The sequence below is a fragment of the Enterobacter sp. WI-ESBL-E8 genome (genome assembly GCF_053364895.1).
In genome coordinates, this window is the sequence record NZ_JBRWXJ010000001.1 from 1,607,837 (window position 1) to 1,625,552 (window position 17,716).

Annotated in this window: 12 protein-coding genes; 9 read left to right on the top strand and 3 right to left on the bottom strand. The window is 54.8% G+C overall.

All coding sequences use genetic code 11. The annotated features are described in order from the left end of the window. Positions 1-57: 57 nt before the first annotated feature. The 9 genes from ACWHWP_RS07640 (at position 58) to ACWHWP_RS07680 (ending at position 13,456) form a co-directional block, all read left to right on the top strand. Complete coding sequence (locus tag ACWHWP_RS07640) at positions 58-3,753, top strand: DNA translocase FtsK 4TM domain-containing protein (protein ID WP_063431058.1); 3,696 nt, start codon at positions 58-60, stop codon at positions 3,751-3,753. Positions 3,754-3,881: 128 nt separating this feature from the next. Then, positions 3,882-4,493, top strand: coding sequence for an outer membrane lipoprotein chaperone LolA (gene lolA / locus ACWHWP_RS07645; protein WP_047346922.1), 612 nt, complete (start codon positions 3,882-3,884; stop codon positions 4,491-4,493). A gap of 9 nt (positions 4,494-4,502) precedes the next feature. Next, on the top strand, positions 4,503-5,846 hold the full coding sequence (gene rarA, locus ACWHWP_RS07650) for a replication-associated recombination protein RarA (protein WP_063431056.1): 1,344 nt from the start codon (positions 4,503-4,505) through the stop codon (positions 5,844-5,846). A 99-nt stretch (positions 5,847-5,945) separates the two neighbouring features. Next, positions 5,946-7,238 carry a serine--tRNA ligase gene (serS, locus tag ACWHWP_RS07655; RefSeq protein WP_008499983.1) on the top strand — a complete coding sequence of 431 codons (1,293 nt, stop codon included), beginning with the start codon at positions 5,946-5,948 and terminating at the stop codon, positions 7,236-7,238. A 211-nt stretch (positions 7,239-7,449) separates the two neighbouring features. Next, positions 7,450-9,894, top strand: a complete 2,445-nt coding sequence (gene dmsA / locus ACWHWP_RS07660; RefSeq protein WP_447855346.1) for a dimethylsulfoxide reductase subunit A — start codon at positions 7,450-7,452, stop codon at positions 9,892-9,894. A 10-nt stretch (positions 9,895-9,904) separates the two neighbouring features. Continuing rightward, positions 9,905-10,522, top strand: a complete 618-nt coding sequence (locus ACWHWP_RS07665) for a DMSO/selenate family reductase complex B subunit (protein ID WP_021240882.1) — start codon at positions 9,905-9,907, stop codon at positions 10,520-10,522. Position 10,523: 1 nt separating this feature from the next. Then, complete coding sequence (locus ACWHWP_RS07670; protein WP_063431052.1) at positions 10,524-11,387, top strand: dimethyl sulfoxide reductase anchor subunit family protein; 864 nt, start codon at positions 10,524-10,526, stop codon at positions 11,385-11,387. 275 nt (positions 11,388-11,662) lie between these two features. Next, complete coding sequence (locus ACWHWP_RS07675; RefSeq protein WP_045261768.1) at positions 11,663-12,811, top strand: MFS transporter; 1,149 nt, start codon at positions 11,663-11,665, stop codon at positions 12,809-12,811. Positions 12,812-12,934: 123 nt separating this feature from the next. Continuing rightward, positions 12,935-13,456 carry an anti-virulence regulator CigR family protein gene (locus ACWHWP_RS07680; RefSeq protein WP_059310423.1) on the top strand — a complete coding sequence of 174 codons (522 nt, stop codon included), beginning with the start codon at positions 12,935-12,937 and terminating at the stop codon, positions 13,454-13,456. Between the two features lie 35 nt (positions 13,457-13,491). Here ACWHWP_RS07680 and pflA read toward each other — a convergent pair whose 3' ends face one another. The 3 genes from pflA to focA all read right to left on the bottom strand — a co-directional run bounded on the left by pflA (position 13,492) and on the right by focA (position 17,628). After that, positions 13,492-14,232 (bottom strand): pyruvate formate lyase 1-activating protein, encoded by a 741-nt coding sequence (gene pflA / locus ACWHWP_RS07685; RefSeq protein WP_023310991.1) that lies wholly within the window; start codon positions 14,230-14,232, stop codon positions 13,492-13,494. Between the two features lie 204 nt (positions 14,233-14,436). Continuing rightward, positions 14,437-16,719: a formate C-acetyltransferase gene (pflB, locus tag ACWHWP_RS07690; RefSeq protein ID WP_023335122.1), complete on the bottom strand. Its 2,283-nt coding sequence runs from the start codon at positions 16,717-16,719 to the stop codon at positions 14,437-14,439. A gap of 51 nt (positions 16,720-16,770) precedes the next feature. Beyond that, positions 16,771-17,628: a formate transporter FocA gene (focA, locus tag ACWHWP_RS07695; RefSeq protein WP_047346916.1), complete on the bottom strand. Its 858-nt coding sequence runs from the start codon at positions 17,626-17,628 to the stop codon at positions 16,771-16,773. Between the last annotated feature and the right edge of the window lie 88 nt (positions 17,629-17,716).

Consider the following 17,716-nt stretch of genomic DNA (forward strand, 5'->3'; position numbering starts at 1 on the left):
CGCTGTTGTCCGTTTTAGCAAACAGGCAGGATATGCCTGATACCTGGAGAGCCTTTCTTGAGCCAGGAATACACTGAAGACAAAGAAGTCACACTATCGAAGCTAAGCAGCGGACGTCGTCTCCTCGAGGCTTTGCTGATTGTTATTGCCCTTTTTGCCGTCTGGCTGATGGCAGCCTTACTCAGTTTCAACCCCTCAGATCCCAGCTGGTCACAAACTGCATGGCATGAGCCTATCCATAATTTAGGCGGCGTACCCGGTGCCTGGCTTGCGGACACGCTATTTTTCATTTTCGGTGTGATGGCCTACACCCTTCCGGTCATTATCATTGGCGGATGCTGGTTTGCGTGGCGTCATCGTCAGAACGATGATTACATCGACTATTTCGCCGTGTCGCTGCGCCTGATTGGCGCGCTGGCGCTGATCCTCACCTCATGTGGTCTGGCGGCGATCAATGCGGATGATATCTGGTACTTCGCCTCGGGCGGGGTGATTGGCAGCCTGTTGAGTTCTGCGCTGCAGCCAATGCTGCACAGCAGCGGCGGCACGCTGGCGCTGCTGTGCATCTGGGCGGCGGGGCTGACGTTATTCACCGGCTGGTCTTGGGTGAGCATTGCCGAAAAGATTGGCAGTTTTATCCTCACTATTCTGACCTTCGCCAGCAACCGTACCCGCCGTGACGATACGTGGGTTGATGAAGATGAATACGAAGATGAAGAGGAAGACGATGCCCCTGTGCAGCGTCGCGAATCTCGTCGTGCTCGAATTCTGCGTGGCGCGCTGGCGCGTCGTCAGCGTGTTGCGGAGAAATTTGCTAACCCGCTAGGCCGTAAAACCGATGCGGCGCTCTTCTCTGGTAAACGCATGGATGAAGACGAGCAGGTAGCGTACCGCGCTGCGGGCGCTGCCGTCGATCCTGACGATGTGCTCTTCTCCGGCAATCGTGCCACGCCTGGTGACTTTGACGAATACGATCCGCTGTTAAACGGCCACTCGGTCACCGAGCCGGTTGCCGCAGCCGCAGCCGCGACGACCGCTGCTCAGGCCTATGCCGCGCCTGTTGAAGCCGTGATGCCGTCTGCGCCGGTTTCACCGCCGGAATCCGTTATTCAGCAGCCGCAGGTTGACTGGCAGACTGCCCCGGGTGTTCACACCCCGGAACCGGTCATTGCGCCTGAACCAGAAAGCTATATTCCTGTGCAGCAGGAGCAGTGGCAGCAACCTTATCAGCCGCCGCAGCCTGCGTATGAACCACAAAGCTATCCACAATACGAGCAGCCTGTGGCTCAACCCTATCAGGAGTATGTGCCTGAACCGGTTGAACCTGTGCAGCCTTATGTCGCACCGCAGCCTGAGCCTGAGCCCGAAATTGTGGAAGAGGTGAAGCCCGCGCGCCCACCGCTGTACTATTTCGAAGAAGTCGAAGAACGACGAGCGCGTGAACGCGAGCTGCTGGCGGCCTGGTACCAGCCGGTGCCTGAACCGGTGAAGGAACCCGTTTCGAAAGCGCCTTCTGTTTCTGTTCCGCCGATCGACCCGACGCCTGTTGTTGCACCCGTAGCGGAAAGCGTTAAGCAGGCTACCGCGGCGGCGGCCGTGGCTGCTCCTGTCTTTAGTCTGGCAACCGGTGGTGCGCCGCGTCCTCAGGTGAAGGAGGGGATTGGTCCGCAACTGCCTCGTCCTAACCGCGTTCGCGTTCCGACCCGTCGTGAGCTTGCCTCTTATGGGATCAAGCTGCCTTCCCAGCGCATGGCCGAAGAAAAAGCGCGCGAGTCTGAGTACGAAGATGACGTTGATGAAATGCAGCAGGACGAGTTGGCTCGCCAGTTTGCTGCGCAGCAGAATCAACGCTACGGTGAGCAATATCAGCACGATGAGCCTGTGCTCGAAGACGAAGATGACGCGGCAGAAGCCGAATTAGCGCGCCAGTTTGCCGCTACCCAGCAGCAGCGCTATTCCGGTGAACAACCTGCTGGCGCAAATCCGTTCTCGCTGTCGGATTTTGAATTCTCACCGATGAAAGATCTGGTGGATGATGGCCCGAGCGAGCCGTTATTTACCCCGAGCGTGATGCCTGAAGTTGAACCTGTGCGCCAGCAACCCGCTCCTGTGCAGCAGTCCTATGCCCCGCAGCCTCAGCAGCCGGCTCCGCAGGCTTACGCACAGCCGCAGCAACCGCCGCAGTTCCAGCAGCCTGCTCCGCAGCCGCAGGAAAGTCTGATTCACCCGCTGCTGATGCGTAACGGTGATAGCCGCCCGCTGCAGCGTCCAAGCACGCCGCTGCCGTCTCTGGATCTGTTAACACCGCCGCCGTCAGAGGTAGAACCGGTCGACACATTCGCGCTGGAGCAGATGGCGCGACTGGTGGAAGCGCGTCTGGCTGATTTCCGTATCAAGGCGGATGTAGTGAACTATTCACCGGGTCCTGTAATCACCCGTTTTGAACTGAACCTGGCGCCTGGCGTAAAAGCCGCGCGTATTTCTAACCTGTCCCGTGACCTGGCGCGTTCCCTGTCGACCGTTGCGGTGCGCGTGGTGGAAGTTATACCGGGTAAGCCCTATGTTGGGCTGGAGTTGCCGAATAAGAAACGTCAGACCGTCTACCTGCGTGAAGTGCTGGATAACACCAAGTTCCGCGATAACCCCTCTCCGCTGACCGTGGTGCTGGGGAAAGACATTGCCGGCGATCCTGTTGTGGCAGACCTCGCGAAAATGCCTCACCTGCTGGTAGCCGGTACGACCGGTTCCGGTAAGTCCGTCGGGGTGAACGCCATGATCCTCAGCATGCTCTATAAAGCGCAGCCGGAAGATGTGCGTTTCATCATGATCGACCCGAAAATGCTCGAACTGTCGGTCTACGAAGGTATTCCGCACCTGCTGACTGAAGTCGTCACCGACATGAAAGACGCCGCCAACGCCCTGCGCTGGAGCGTGAATGAGATGGAGCGCCGATACAAGCTGATGTCTGCGTTGGGCGTGCGTAACCTGGCCGGTTATAACGAGAAAATCGCCCAGGCGGTGCGCATGGGACGTCCGATTCCGGATCCTTACTGGAAGCCGGGTGATAGCATGGATGCCCAGCATCCGGTGCTGGAAAAACTGCCTTACATTGTCGTGCTGGTCGATGAATTCGCCGACCTGATGATGACCGTCGGTAAGAAAGTGGAAGAGCTGATTGCCCGTCTGGCGCAGAAAGCGCGTGCGGCCGGTATTCACCTTGTGCTGGCGACCCAGCGTCCTTCCGTGGACGTTATCACTGGTCTTATCAAAGCGAACATCCCGACGCGTATTGCTTTTACCGTATCAAGTAAAATTGACTCGCGTACCATCCTCGATCAGGGCGGCGCAGAGTCGCTGCTGGGGATGGGGGACATGCTCTATTCTGGCCCGAACTCCACCTCTCCGGTGCGTGTTCACGGTGCGTTCGTCCGCGATGAGGAAGTTCACGCCGTCGTGCAGGACTGGAAAGCGCGCGGTCGCCCGCAATACGTTGACGGTATTACCAGCGATACGGAAAGCGAAGGCGGCGGCGGTGGCTTCGACGGCGGCGAAGAGCTGGATCCGTTATTCGACCAGGCGGTTAACTTCGTTACCGAAAAACGCAAAGCGTCCATTTCTGGCGTGCAGCGCCAGTTCCGCATTGGCTATAACCGCGCGGCGCGTATCATCGAACAGATGGAAGCGCAGGGCATTGTGAGCGAGCAGGGGCATAACGGTAACCGTGAGGTGCTGGCTCCGCCGCCTTTTGATTAACCTTCAGCGATTGCAAAGAAGGGTAAATCAGCCAAAATTAAGCATTTTCTTCTGTCGCCTGCCTTCGGGCAGGTCCAGAATAGAAGACGGAAACCCCATATCGGGAAGACGTATTTTAAGGAATAACAATGAAAAAAATCGCCATCGCCTGTGCATTACTCACCAGTTTTGTCGCCAGCAGCGTCTGGGCTGATGCAGCCAGCGACCTTAAAAGCCGACTGGATAAAGTAAGCAGCTTCCACGCTAGCTTCACGCAAAAAGTGACTGACGGCAGCGGCAATGCGGTGCAGGAAGGCCAGGGAGATTTGTGGGTTAAACGCCCAAATCTGTTTAACTGGCACATGACCCAGCCGGATGAAAGCATCCTGGTGTCTGACGGTAAAACGCTGTGGTTCTTCAACCCGTTCGTTGAGCAGGCAACCGCGACCTGGCTGAAAGATGCCACCAGCAATACGCCGTTTATGCTGATTGCTCGCAACCAGTCCAGCGACTGGCAGCAGTACAATATTAAACAGACCGGTGACGAGTTCGTTCTGACGCCGAAAGGCAGCAACGGCAACCTTAAGCAGTTCACCATTAACGTAAGCACCAACGGTACCATTAATCAGTTTGGCGCGGTTGAGCAGGACGATCAGCGCAGCAGCTACCAGCTCAAATCTCAACAGAACGGCGCCGTTGATGCATCGAAATTCACCTTTACCCCGCCGCAGGGCGTAACGGTGGACGACCAACGTAAGTAAGAGGCGTGAGTGAGCAATCTGTCGCTCGATTTTTCAGATAACGCGTTTCAACCTCTGGCCGCCCGTATGCGGCCAGAAAATTTAGCGCAGTACATCGGCCAGCAACACCTGCTGGCTGCCGGTAAGCCATTGCCACGCGCCATTGAGGCCGGGCATCTCCACTCGATGATCCTCTGGGGGCCCCCTGGTACCGGCAAAACCACGCTCGCCGAAGTGATCGCCCGCTATGCAAACGCGGATGTTGAACGCATCTCGGCAGTTACGTCCGGCGTGAAGGAGATCCGCGAAGCGATCGAACGTGCGCGGCAAAACCGCAATGCCGGACGTCGGACTATCCTCTTCGTGGACGAAGTCCACCGCTTCAATAAAAGCCAGCAGGATGCCTTCCTGCCGCACATTGAAGATGGCACGATCTTCTTCATCGGCGCGACCACCGAAAACCCGTCGTTTGAGCTGAATTCGGCGCTGCTTTCCCGTGCTCGTGTTTACCTGCTCAAATCGCTGACTGCTGAGGACATCGAAAAAGTTCTCACGCAGGCGATGGATGACAAAGCGCGCGGCTACGGTGGGCAGGATATTGTTCTGCCTGACGACACGCGGCGTGCGATTGCGGAGCTGGTCAACGGTGATGCGCGTCGGGCGCTGAACACGCTGGAGATGATGGCCGATATGGCCGAAGTCGACGATGCCGGCAAGCGGGTGCTGCAGCCGGAATTGCTCACCGAAATTGCCGGTGAACGCAGCGCGCGTTTCGATAATAAAGGCGACCGTTTTTACGACCTGATCTCGGCGCTGCACAAGTCCGTGCGCGGCAGCGCGCCGGATGCGGCTCTGTACTGGTACGCTCGCATTATCACTGCCGGTGGCGACCCGCTGTACGTTGCGCGCCGCTGCCTGGCGATTGCCTCAGAAGATGTCGGCAATGCTGACCCTCGCGCAATGCAGGTCGCGCTGTCGGCCTGGGACTGTTTCACCCGCGTAGGCCCGGCGGAAGGCGAACGCGCGATTGCGCAGGCGATTGTTTATCTGGCCTGTGCGCCGAAAAGCAATGCCGTCTACACCGCGTTTAAAGCGGCGATGTCTGACGCGCGTGAACGTCCGGACTACGATGTGCCGGTTCACCTGCGTAACGCGCCGACCAAACTGATGAAAGAGATGGGATATGGGCAGGAGTACCGTTACGCCCACGACGAACCCAATGCCTATGCTGCCGGTGAGGAGTATTTCCCGCAGGAGATGGCACAAACGCGCTATTATCACCCCACAAGCAGAGGTCTTGAAGGCAAGATTGGTGAAAAGCTCACCTGGCTTGCCGGACAGGATCAAAATAGCCCTATAAAACGCTACCGTTAGCTCAGTCGTTGCGGTAATGTTGGCAATGTATACCCGTTATATTGTGGCCGCAGGCTGTGGTCACATTTTCCTATTTAATTCGATAAGCACAGGATAAGCATGCTCGATCCCAATCTGCTGCGTAATGAGCCAGACGCAGTCGCTGAAAAACTGGCACGCCGGGGCTTTAAGCTGGATGTAGATAAGCTGCGCGCTCTTGAAGAGCGTCGTAAAGTTCTGCAGGTACAAACTGAAAATCTGCAGGCAGAGCGTAATTCTCGATCGAAATCCATCGGCCAGGCGAAAGCGCGCGGGGAAGATATTGAGCCATTACGCCTGGAAGTGAACAAACTGGGTGAAGAACTGGATCAGGCGAAAGCTGAACTGGATGTTCTTCAGGCCGAAATTCGTGATATTGCCCTGGCTATCCCGAATATTCCTGACGACAGCGTGCCTGTCGGCAAAGATGAAAACGACAACGTTGAAGTGAAACGCTGGGGTACGCCTCGTGAGTTTGACTTTGAAGTGCGCGATCACGTGACGCTGGGCGAAATGCACGCGGGCCTGGACTTTGCGGCTGCGGTTAAGCTGACCGGTTCTCGCTTCGTGGTGATGAAAGGCCAGATTGCTCATCTGCACCGCGCGCTGGCGCAGTTCATGCTGGATCTTCACACCGAACAGCACGGCTACAGCGAAACCTATGTTCCGTATCTGGTCAACCACGATACGCTGTACGGTACGGGTCAGCTGCCGAAATTTGCCGGCGATCTGTTCCACACCCGTCCACTGGACGAGGAAGCGGACAGCAGCAACTACGCGCTGATCCCAACGGCGGAAGTGCCGCTGACCAACCTCGTGCGTGATGAGATCATCGACGAAGACGACCTGCCAATTAAGCTGACGGCACATTCACCGTGCTTCCGTTCTGAAGCAGGTTCTTACGGTCGCGACACGCGCGGTCTGATCCGTATGCACCAGTTCGACAAAGTTGAGATGGTGCAGATCGTCCGTCCTGAAGAATCCATGGATGCGCTGGAAGAGATGACCGGCCACGCTGAAAAAGTGCTGGAGCTGCTGGGTCTGCCGTACCGTCGTATGGCTCTGTGCACGGGTGATATGGGCTTTGGCGCCTGCAAAACCTTCGATCTGGAAGTGTGGGTACCTGCGCAGAACACCTACCGTGAAATCTCCTCCTGCTCTAACGTCTGGGATTTCCAGGCGCGCCGCATGCAGGCACGCTGCCGCAGTAAATCTGACAAGAAAACCCGTCTGGTGCATACCCTGAACGGTTCTGGTCTGGCTGTTGGCCGTACGCTGGTTGCCGTGCTGGAAAACTACCAGCAGGCAGATGGCCGCATCGAGATCCCTGAAGTGCTGCGTCCATACATGAAAGGCCAGCAGTACATCGGCTAATTACTTGCCTCAAAACAAAAAAGCGCCTTCGGGCGCTTTTTTTATGCCTCTGAATTGATACGACGCAATACCCCCTCCCACTAAAGTAGTAATACTGCTGCGAATGAAAGTCAGCATAAGCAGCTGATAACCAAGAAATTCGATATATATAAAACTTTATAGCGGTTTGCGCCGCCTTTCTTTTCTTTGTGAGCAACCAAAGTGAGTCTCTATGAAAATCAACGCGCCTGAAGCATTAATGGCTGCTGAGGTCACTCGCCGTGGGTTGATGAAAACCACGGCAATAGGCGGCCTGGCCGTAGCCAGCAGCGCCTTCACGCTTCCCTTCACCCGACTGGCGTCGGCGGCAGATGCACTGTCCACGGCCTCTTCGCCGGAAAAAGTGGTGTGGAGTGCCTGTACCGTAAACTGCGGTAGTCGTTGTCCGCTGCGTATGCATGTGGTGGATGGCGAAATCAAATATGTCGAAACCGATAACACCGGGGACGATAACTATGAAGGGTTACATCAGGTTCGTGCTTGTCTGCGCGGCCGCTCCATGCGCCGTCGCGTATATAACCCGGACCGCCTGAAATACCCGATGAAGCGCGTGGGCAAGCGTGGGGAAGGTAAGTTCGAGCGGATTAGCTGGGATGAAGCCTACGATATCATCGCCACCAACATGCAGCGTTTGATCAAAGAGTACGGCAACGAATCCATCTACCTGAACTACGGTACCGGGACGCTCGGCGGCACGCTGACCCGCTCCTGGCCGCCGGGTAAAACGCTGGTGGCACGCCTGATGAACTGCTGCGGTGGTTATCTCAACCACTACGGTGACTATTCTTCCGCACAGATTGCCGAAGGTCTGAACTACACCTACGGTGGCTGGGCAGATGGCAACAGCCCGTCCGATATCGAAAACAGTAAGCTGGTCGTCCTGTTCGGTAATAACCCGGGTGAAACGCGTATGAGCGGCGGCGGGGTGACTTATTACCTGGAACAGGCCCGCGCTAAATCTAATGCCCGGATGATCATCATCGATCCGCGCTATACCGATACCGGTGCAGGGCGTGAAGATGAGTGGATCCCTATTCGTCCAGGTACTGACGCGGCACTGGTCTCAGCACTGGCGTGGGTGATGATCACCGAAAATCTTGTCGATCAGCCTTTCCTGGATAAATACTGCGTTGGTTATGACGAGAAAACCCTGCCAGCCAGCGCGCCGGCTAACGGGCATTACAAAGCCTATATTCTCGGTCAGGGCAGCGACGGCGTGGCGAAAACGCCGGAGTGGGCATCCACCATCACCGGTATTCCGGTCGAGCGCATTGTTCAGCTGGCGCGTGAAATAGGTGCTGCCAAACCGGCCTACATCAGCCAGGGCTGGGGGCCGCAGCGCCATGCAAACGGTGAAATCGCGACCCGTGCCATCTCCATGCTCTCTATTCTGACCGGCAACGTCGGTGTTCACGGCGGTAATACCGGCGCGCGTGAAGGCTCGTATTCGCTGCCGTTTGAACGCATGCTGACCCTTGAAAATCCGGTGCAGACCAGTATCTCCATGTTCATGTGGACCGATGCGATTGAACGTGGCCCGGAAATGACGGCGCTGCGCGACGGCGTGCGCGGCAAGGACAAGCTGGACGTGCCGATCAAGATGATCTGGAATTACGCCGGTAACTGCCTTATCAATCAGCACTCCGAAATCAACCGTACCCATGAAATCCTGCAGGACGACAAGAAGTGCGAGATGATTGTGGTGATCGACTGCCACATGACCTCCTCGGCAAAATATGCCGATATTCTGCTGCCAGACTGCACCGCCTCTGAGCAGATGGATTTCGCGCTGGATGCCTCCTGCGGCAATATGTCCTACGTGATTTTCACCGATAGGGCCATCAAGCCACGCTTCGAGTGCAAAACCATTTATGAGATGACCTCCGAGCTGGCAAAGCGCCTTGGCGTGGAGCAACAGTTTACCGAGGGTCGTACTCAGGAAGGGTGGATGCGCCATCTCCACGAGCTCTCCCGTAAAGCGATCCCCGATCTGCCGGACTTCGATACCTTCCGCCAGCAGGGAATATACAAACAGCGCGACCCGGAAGGGCACCACGTGGCGTACAAAGCCTTCCGCGAAGACCCACAGGCGAATCCGCTGACCACGCCGTCGGGCAAAATCGAAATCTACTCTGAAGCACTGGCTAAAATTGCCTCCACCTGGGAGCTGCCGGAAGGGGACGTTATCGATCCGCTGCCTATCTATACGCCGGGCTTTGAAAACTATAACGATCCGCTGACGGCGAAATTCCCGCTACAGTTGACCGGTTTCCACTACAAAGCGCGCGTTCACTCAACCTACGGTAATGTCGACGTACTGAAAGCCGCCTGCCGACAGGAGATGTGGATCAACCCGATGGATGCCAAAGCGCGCGGCATCAGCAATGGCGACCGCGTACGGATCTTTAACGGCCGCGGCGAGGTTCATATTGAAGCCAAAGTGACACCGCGCATGATGCCCGGCGTTGTAGCGCTGGGGGAAGGCGCATGGTACAGCCCGGATGCCAACCGCATCGATCAGGCTGGCAGTATTAACGTACTGACCACGCAGCGTCCATCGCCGCTGGCGAAAGGCAACCCATCCCACACCAACCTTGTTCAGGTTGAAAAGGTTTAAGGAGTAACCGATGACAACCCAGTATGGATTTTTTATTGATTCCAGCCGTTGCACCGGGTGCAAAACCTGCGAGCTGGCCTGTAAAGATTACAAAGACCTGACTCCGGACGTGAGCTTCCGCCGCATCTACGAATACGCCGGGGGCGACTGGCAGGAAGATAACGGCGTCTGGCATCAGAACGTATTTGCTTATTACCTGTCGATTGCCTGTAACCACTGTGAAGATCCTGCCTGTACGAAGGTTTGTCCGAGCGGAGCGATGCACAAGCGTGAAGACGGTTTTGTGGTGGTCGATGAAGATGTCTGCATCGGCTGTCGCTACTGCCATATGGCCTGTCCGTACGGTGCGCCGCAGTACAACGCCGCGAAGGGTCATATGACCAAATGCGACGGCTGCCACACCCGCGTAGCGGATGGCAAAAAGCCGATTTGCGTCGAGTCCTGTCCGCTGCGCGCGCTGGACTTTGGCCCGATTGAAGAGCTGCGTCAAAAACACGGTCAGCTTGCCGCAGTGGCACCGCTGCCATCTGCACACTTCACGAAGCCGAGTATTGTCATTAAACCTAACGCCAACAGCCGTCCTACAGGTGATACCACCGGCTACCTGGCAAATCCGAAGGAGGTGTGAGATGGGAAGTGGATGGCATGAATGGCCGCTGATGATCTTCACGGTCTTTGGTCAGTGCGTGGCAGGTGGCTTCATTGTGCTCGCGCTGGCATTGTTGAAAGGCAATCTGAATGCCGAACAGCAGCAGCGTTTAGTGATGAGCATGTTTGGCCTGTGGGTTCTCATGGGGATTGGCTTTATCGCCTCTACGCTGCACCTGGGCTCACCGATGCGCGCGTTTAACTCCCTGAACCGCGTAGGCGCCTCGTCTCTCAGTAATGAGATTGCCAGCGGGGCAATTTTCTTTGCCGTCGGTGGGCTCGGGTGGCTGCTGGCCGCGCTGAAGAAATTGCCTGCGGGTCTGCGCAGCCTGTGGCTAATCGTGACCATGGTGCTGGGCGTGGTGTTCGTATGGATGATGGTGCGCGTTTATAACACCATCGACACGGTGCCCACCTGGTACAGCGTCTGGACGCCAATGAGCTTCTTCCTGACAATGTTTATCGGCGGGCCGCTGCTGGGCTTCCTGCTGCTGCGCGTAGCGGGTGTCGACGGGTGGGCAATGCGTTTGCTGCCCGCCGTTTCGCTGCTGGCGCTGGTGGTAAGTGCGATAGTTGCCCTGATGCAGGGGGCCGAACTGGCAACTATTCACAGCTCGATTCAGCAGGCGTCTGCCCTGGTACCGGATTACGGTTCTCTGATGGCCTGGCGTATCGTTCTGCTGGTTGCGGCGTTGGTATTCTGGATTGCCCCTCAGCTTAAAGGTTATCAACCTGCGCTGCCTCTACTGTCGCTGGCCTTTGTGCTGGTGCTGGCGGGTGAACTGATTGGCCGCGGCGTGTTTTATGGCCTGCATATGACTGTGGGTATGGCTATCGCCAGTTAACGTTGTATTTGAGTATAAAAAGCCGGGCCTCAGCGCCCGGCTTTTTCTTTTTTCGATCATGAAATTTTTCGACTGTCGTTTTGTTTTAATTTTGGTCATTAATAAACAAAAACAGATACATAATTAATATCTTTAGCAGGCGTGGCATTAGCAGGATAAGTTTTTTAAATCGACAGGGAACATATTGTGCGAGGCGGCTAAATCAGTGGATTGACTTTGTTTTTGCCAGTGGCATGATGCGCACGAAATCTGAACTTCCTCACGGTTTTTAATCCATGACCACCTATACCCGGCCAGTGCTTCTGTTGCTCTGTGGCCTGCTTCTGTTGACCCTGGCGATCGCAGTGTTAAATACGCTCGTCCCGCTGTGGCTTGCCCATGAAAACTTACCGACCTGGCAGGTGGGTATGGTCAGCTCGTCCTTTTTTACCGGGAACCTGCTGGGCACGTTATTAACCGGTAGCCTGATCAAGCGCTTTGGCTTTAACCGCAGTTATTATCTGGCTTCGCTGATTTTCGCCGCTGGCTGTGCTGGGCTGGGCCTGATGGTTGGCTTCTGGAGCTGGATGGCATGGCGCTTTATCGCTGGCGTAGGCTGCGCGATGATATGGGTGGTCGTTGAAAGTGCGCTGATGTGTAGCGGTACCTCGCGTAACCGCGGGCGCCTGCTGGCAGCCTATATGATGGTTTACTACGTGGGTACCGTGCTGGGGCAACTGATGGTCAGCAAGCTGCCAACTGACCTGATGAGCGTTCTGCCGTGGGTGACGGGCATGGTGCTGGCCGCAATCCTGCCGCTGCTCTTCACGCGCATTGTGAACCAGAACAGCGAGCATCAGGAAGCGACTCACGTCTGGCCGATGCTGAGGCTCCGTCAGGCGCGTCTGGGCGTTAACGGCTGCATTATCTCGGGTATTGTGCTGGGCTCGCTCTATGGCCTGATGCCGCTCTATCTGAATCATCAGGGCGTTAGCGATTCCGGAATTGGCTTCTGGATGGCGGTCATGGTGAGTGCGGGGATCGTCGGGCAGTGGCCGATTGGCCGTCTGGCGGACCGCTTCGGTCGCCTGCTGGTGCTGCGCGTTCAGGTCTTCGTGGTGATCATGGGCTGCCTTGCCATGCTCAGCAACGCCGCAATGGCGCCTGCGCTGTTTATTCTTGGGGCTGCCGGTTTTACGCTCTATCCGGTCGCGATGGCCTGGGCCTGTGAGAAAGTTGAACATCACCAGCTGGTGGCGATGAACCAGGCGCTATTACTGAGCTATACCATCGGCAGTTTATTAGGGCCGACGTTTACCGCGATGCTGATGCAGAATTATTCCGACAATTTGCTGTTTATTATGATCGCCAGCGTGTCCTTTATTTATCTCCTGATGCTGCTGCGCAAAGCGGGTGAACACCCAACGCCTGTGGCACATGCCTGATTAACTAAAAGCCAGTCATCGACTGGCTTTTTTGTCACTGTCACAACTGAGAGTTTTACTTATTGTTTGTTTATTGCGCCAGGCGATAATTCAGGTGAGTCCTACCACTATAAGGCAGCAATCATGTCTATTCGTCGTTTTTCCACTACCGCACTTGCCGTAGTGTTGTCTTTAACGTTTGCAACGGCTCCGGTCATGGCTAATCCCGGAAACGGGAATGGCAATGGTCACGGAAACGGTGGCGGGCAAGGTAATGGTGGTAATCATGGCAATTCCGGGAATCATGGTAACGGAAATTCCGGTACCCATGGCAATAAGCAAAATAATGGACAAGAAAATCCGGGTAAATCGAATAAAAGCGTCAGTGATGATGTTAACGCTCGCGTGAGCTTCGATCACGCACGCCATCTGGCCCTGAACTATGGGTTAACGGGGTATGAATCACTGCCTCCAGGCATTGCGAAAAACCTTGCACGCGGCAAACCACTGCCTCCGGGCATTGCGAAGAAAACCGTGCCGGCTTCTATGCTGGGCCAGCTTCCTTCCTATCCTGGCTATGAATGGCGGGTCGTGGGTGACGATCTGGTCTTAATTGCGCTGAGTACAGCCATTGTGACGTCCGTTATTAACGGCGTCTTTAAATAGAATCTAAAAAAGCCCGGTTTTCACCGGGCTTTTCTTTAATACATAACCTTATGGCCGTACTGTTCAAGAATACCTTTGACGCGTTCCATCGTCTCTTTCTTCGGCGGCTTCACGCCATCGAGTTTGTACTCTTCGCCCATTGCCACCCATTTATGTTTTCCCAGCTCGTGATAGGGCAGAAGTTCGATTTTCTCGACGTTGCCCATGTCGCGGGTAAATTCCCCCAGGCGGTGCGCGGAGTCGTCATCATCTGACCAGCCAGGTACAACCACGTAGCGGATCCAGGTTTTAATGCCTTTATCGGCAATGTATTTGGCAAATTCCAGCGTGCGGTGGTTGGAGACGCCAACCAGGTTCTGGTGGATCTCATCGTTCATCTGTTTGAGATCGAGCATGACCAGATCGGTCACTTCGAGCAATTCATCGATAACGGGATCGTAGCGGCGTACAAAGCCATTGGTGTCCAGACAGGTATGGATACCTTCTTTGTGGCAGGCGCGGAACCAGTCGCGGACAAACTCGGCCTGAAGAATGGCCTCGCCACCGGACGCCGTCACGCCACCACCGGACGCGTTCATAAAGTGGCGGTAGGTCACCACCTCTTTCATCAAATCTTCGACGGTCACTTCTTTCCCGCCGTGGGTGTCCCATGTGTCACGGTTGTGGCAGTACAGGCAGCGCATCAGGCAGCCCTGGAAAAAGGTAATAAAGCGGATACCCGGGCCATCGACGGTGCCACAGGATTCAAAGGAGTGAATGCGACCAATAATTGACATTGCGGTGATATCTCCAGCATCGGCCCGTCCGGGGCCTGTGTATGCACAGCTCAAAGCCGGCTGTGTTTAAGTCTGTTTTGGCTGATATCCATAGAGTATAGATAGCGGACAAAAGAGACTGAGGTGGAGAGGGTGCTAAAAAGGCCCCACTGACGTGGAGCCTTTATTGTACGCTTTTTAACGCGTGATTTCAGTCAATTCCAGTTACATGGACTGAGTGAAAGTACGGGTGATAACGTCCTGCTGCTGTTCTTTAGTCAGGGAGTTAAAACGTACTGCGTAGCCAGATACACGGATGGTCAGCTGAGGATATTTCTCAGGATGTTCCATCGCGTCGAGCAGCATTTCACGGTTCATTACGTTCACGTTCAGGTGCTGACCACCTTCGATGGACGCTTCGTGGTGGAAGTAACCATCCATCAGACCCGCGAGGTTAGTTTTACGCACTTCGTCGTCTTTACCCAGCGCGTTTGGCACGATAGAGAAGGTGTAAGAGATACCATCTTTCGCGTAAGCAAACGGCAGTTTAGCAACGGAAGTCAGAGAGGCAACCGCACCTTTCTGGTCACGACCGTGCATTGGGTTAGCTCCTGGGCCGAATGGCGCGCCAGCACGACGACCGTCTGGGGTGTTACCGGTTTTCTTACCATACACAACGTTAGAGGTGATGGTCAGAACAGACTGAGTCGGGATAGCGTTACGGTAAGTAGTCAGTTTCTGAATTTTCTTCATGAAACGTTCTACCAGGTCAACCGCCATGTCATCTACGCGAGAGTCGTTGTTACCAAACTGCGGGTATTCACCTTCGATTTCGAAGTCTACAGCCAGGCCGTCTTCGTCACGAATTGGTTTAACTTTCGCATATTTGATTGCAGACAGGGAGTCAGCAGCAACGGACAGACCAGCGATACCACACGCCATGGTGCGGATAACGTCACGGTCGTGCAGCGCCATCAGAGAGGCTTCGTAGCTGTACTTGTCGTGCATGTAATGGATAACGTTCAGTGCAGTGACGTACTGTTTAGCCAGCCAGTCCATGAAGTGATCCATACGCTCCATCACTTCGTCGAAGTTCAGAACGTCGCCTTTGATTGGTTCAGACTTAGGACCAACCTGCATTTTCAGTTTTTCATCAACGCCGCCGTTGATTGCGTACAGCATGGTTTTCGCCAGGTTTGCACGCGCACCGAAGAACTGCATTTGTTTACCAACAACCATTGGGCTTACGCAGCAAGCGATAGCGTAATCGTCGTTGTTGAAGTCCGGACGCATCAGGTCATCGTTCTCGTACTGCAGAGAAGAGGTGTCGATAGACACTTTAGCGGCGAATTTCTTGAAGTTCAGAGGCAGTTTTTCAGACCACAGAACGGTGATGTTCGGCTCCGGAGATGGACCCATGGTGTACAGGGTGTTCAGGAAGCGGAAGCTGTTTTTGGTCACCAGCGTACGGCCGTCAACGCCCATACCACCGATGGATTCAGTTGCCCAGATTGGGTCACCGGAGAACAGCTCATCGTATTCAGGGGTACGCAGGAAGCGAACCATACGCAGTTTCATGACCAGGTGGTCAATCATTTCCTGAGCGTCTTGCTCAGTGATTTTACCTGCTTTGATGTCACGTTCGATGTAAGCATCCAGGAAGGTGGATACACGACCGAAGGACATTGCTGCACCATTCTGAGACTTAACCGCGGCCAGGTAGCCGAAGTAGGTCCACTGGATAGCTTCCTGAGCGTTGGTTGCAGGACCAGAGATATCGCAGCCATATTTAGCCGCCATTTCTTTGATCTGACCCAGCGCGCGGTGCTGTTCAGCGATTTCTTCACGCAGACGGATAGTCGCTTCCAGGTTTACGCCGTTTTCCAGGTCAGACTGCAGGGAAACGAACTGCGCGTATTTGTCTTTCATCAGGAAGTCGATACCGTACAGCGCAACGCGACGGTAGTCACCGATGATACGGCCACGGCCATACGCATCTGGCAGGCCAGTCAGAACGCCAGATTTACGGCAGTTCAGAATGTCTTTGGTGTAAACATCGAATACGCCCTGGTTGTGGGTTTTGCGATATTCGGTGAAGATTTTTTTCAGCATTGGGTCCAGCTCGCGGTTATACGCTTTGCAGGAACCTTCAACCATTTTGATACCACCGAACGGGATGATTGCGCGTTTCAGTGGTGCTTCAGTCTGCAGACCAACGATTTTCTCAAGGGCTTTGTTGATGTAGCCAGCATCGTGAGAAGTGATGGTGGAAGCAACGGAGGTGTCAAAATCAACTGGCGCGTGAGTGCGGTTTTCCAGTTTAACGCCTTCCATTACGCTGTCCCACAGCTTGGTGGTCGCTTCAGTTGCGCCAGCCAGGAAGGATTCGTCACCTTCATACGGGGTATAGTTTTTCTGAATGAAGTCACGTACGTTTACTTCATTCTGCCAGTCACCTTTCGCAAAACCTTCCCAGGCTGTGGCTAACTTTTCATTAAGCTCGGACATGTAACACCTACCTTCTTAAGTGGATTTTTTATTTACTGCCTGAGAAAACCATCAATGATGATCGTCGCCACGCAGGTAAATGACCCAGTATGTCAACCCAACTAACAGACCCCCACCGATAATGTTCCCGATAGTGACAGGGATCAGGTTATCAGTAATGAAATTCATAATAGTCAGGTGAGAGAAACTTTCCGGGGATGAACCAACTGCGGTCCAGAACTCCGGGCTCGCAAAGTCGCGGATGACAATGCCCATCGGAATCATGAACATATTCGCGATACTGTGCTCAAAGCCGCTGGCAACAAACATCGCAACCGGCAGAACCATAATTAAGGCTTTGTCCATCAGGCTACGACCAGAGTAGCTCATCCATACAGCCAGGCAGACCATGAGGTTAGCGAGGATGCCGAGAGCAACGGCTTCGATAAATGTGTGGTGCATTTTGTGGTCGGCGGTTTGCAGGACGTTGAGGCCCCAGCCACCGTTGGCGGTCATGTACTCGCCAGAAAGCCACATCAACAAAACAAAGAGCAGACAGCCAACCAGGTTACCCACGTAGACGTTAAGCCAGTTACGTGCCAGCTGACCCCAGGTAATTCTTCCGCTGGCCTTAGCCACGACAATCAGCACCGTTGAGGTGAAGAGGTCGGCGCCGCAGATGACGCAAAGAATCAGACCCAGTGAGAAGCAAATGCCGCCAATCAGTTTGGCCATGCCGAAAGGCATTGCGGCAGTACCGGTGGTGGCGGTGATGTAGAAGACGAAAGCGATAGAGATGAACACACCAGCCGTAATCGCCAGATAGAACGTCTTCATCGGGTGTTTCGTTGCTTTATAGACACCCGCTTCTTCGGCAACTTTCGCCATCGCAGCAGGGAGTAAAAGATCAAAAGGGTTGTCAGCTTTCACACTAACTCTCTCTTTATTAAGTCGGCGACGAGATACTAACAAAGCATTATAGAAGAGAAATTGATATAGATCATATCTCGCCTGGCTT

Excerpts from the sequence above, each read along its gene's own strand:
- serS (WP_008499983.1), top strand. The coding sequence starts at position 5,946 with ATGCTCGATCCCAATCTGCTGCGTAATGAGCCAGACGCAGTCGCTGAA.
- pflB (WP_023335122.1), bottom strand. The coding sequence starts at position 16,719 with ATGTCCGAGCTTAATGAAAAGTTAGCCACAGCCTGGGAAGGTTTTGCG.
- lolA (WP_047346922.1), top strand. The coding sequence starts at position 3,882 with ATGAAAAAAATCGCCATCGCCTGTGCATTACTCACCAGTTTTGTCGCC.
- ACWHWP_RS07675 (WP_045261768.1), top strand. The coding sequence starts at position 11,663 with ATGACCACCTATACCCGGCCAGTGCTTCTGTTGCTCTGTGGCCTGCTT.
- pflA (WP_023310991.1), bottom strand. The coding sequence starts at position 14,232 with ATGTCAATTATTGGTCGCATTCACTCCTTTGAATCCTGTGGCACCGTC.
- ACWHWP_RS07670 (WP_063431052.1), top strand. The coding sequence starts at position 10,524 with ATGGGAAGTGGATGGCATGAATGGCCGCTGATGATCTTCACGGTCTTT.
- ACWHWP_RS07665 (WP_021240882.1), top strand. The coding sequence starts at position 9,905 with ATGACAACCCAGTATGGATTTTTTATTGATTCCAGCCGTTGCACCGGG.
- ACWHWP_RS07680 (WP_059310423.1), top strand. The coding sequence starts at position 12,935 with ATGTCTATTCGTCGTTTTTCCACTACCGCACTTGCCGTAGTGTTGTCT.
- dmsA (WP_447855346.1), top strand. The coding sequence starts at position 7,450 with ATGAAAATCAACGCGCCTGAAGCATTAATGGCTGCTGAGGTCACTCGC.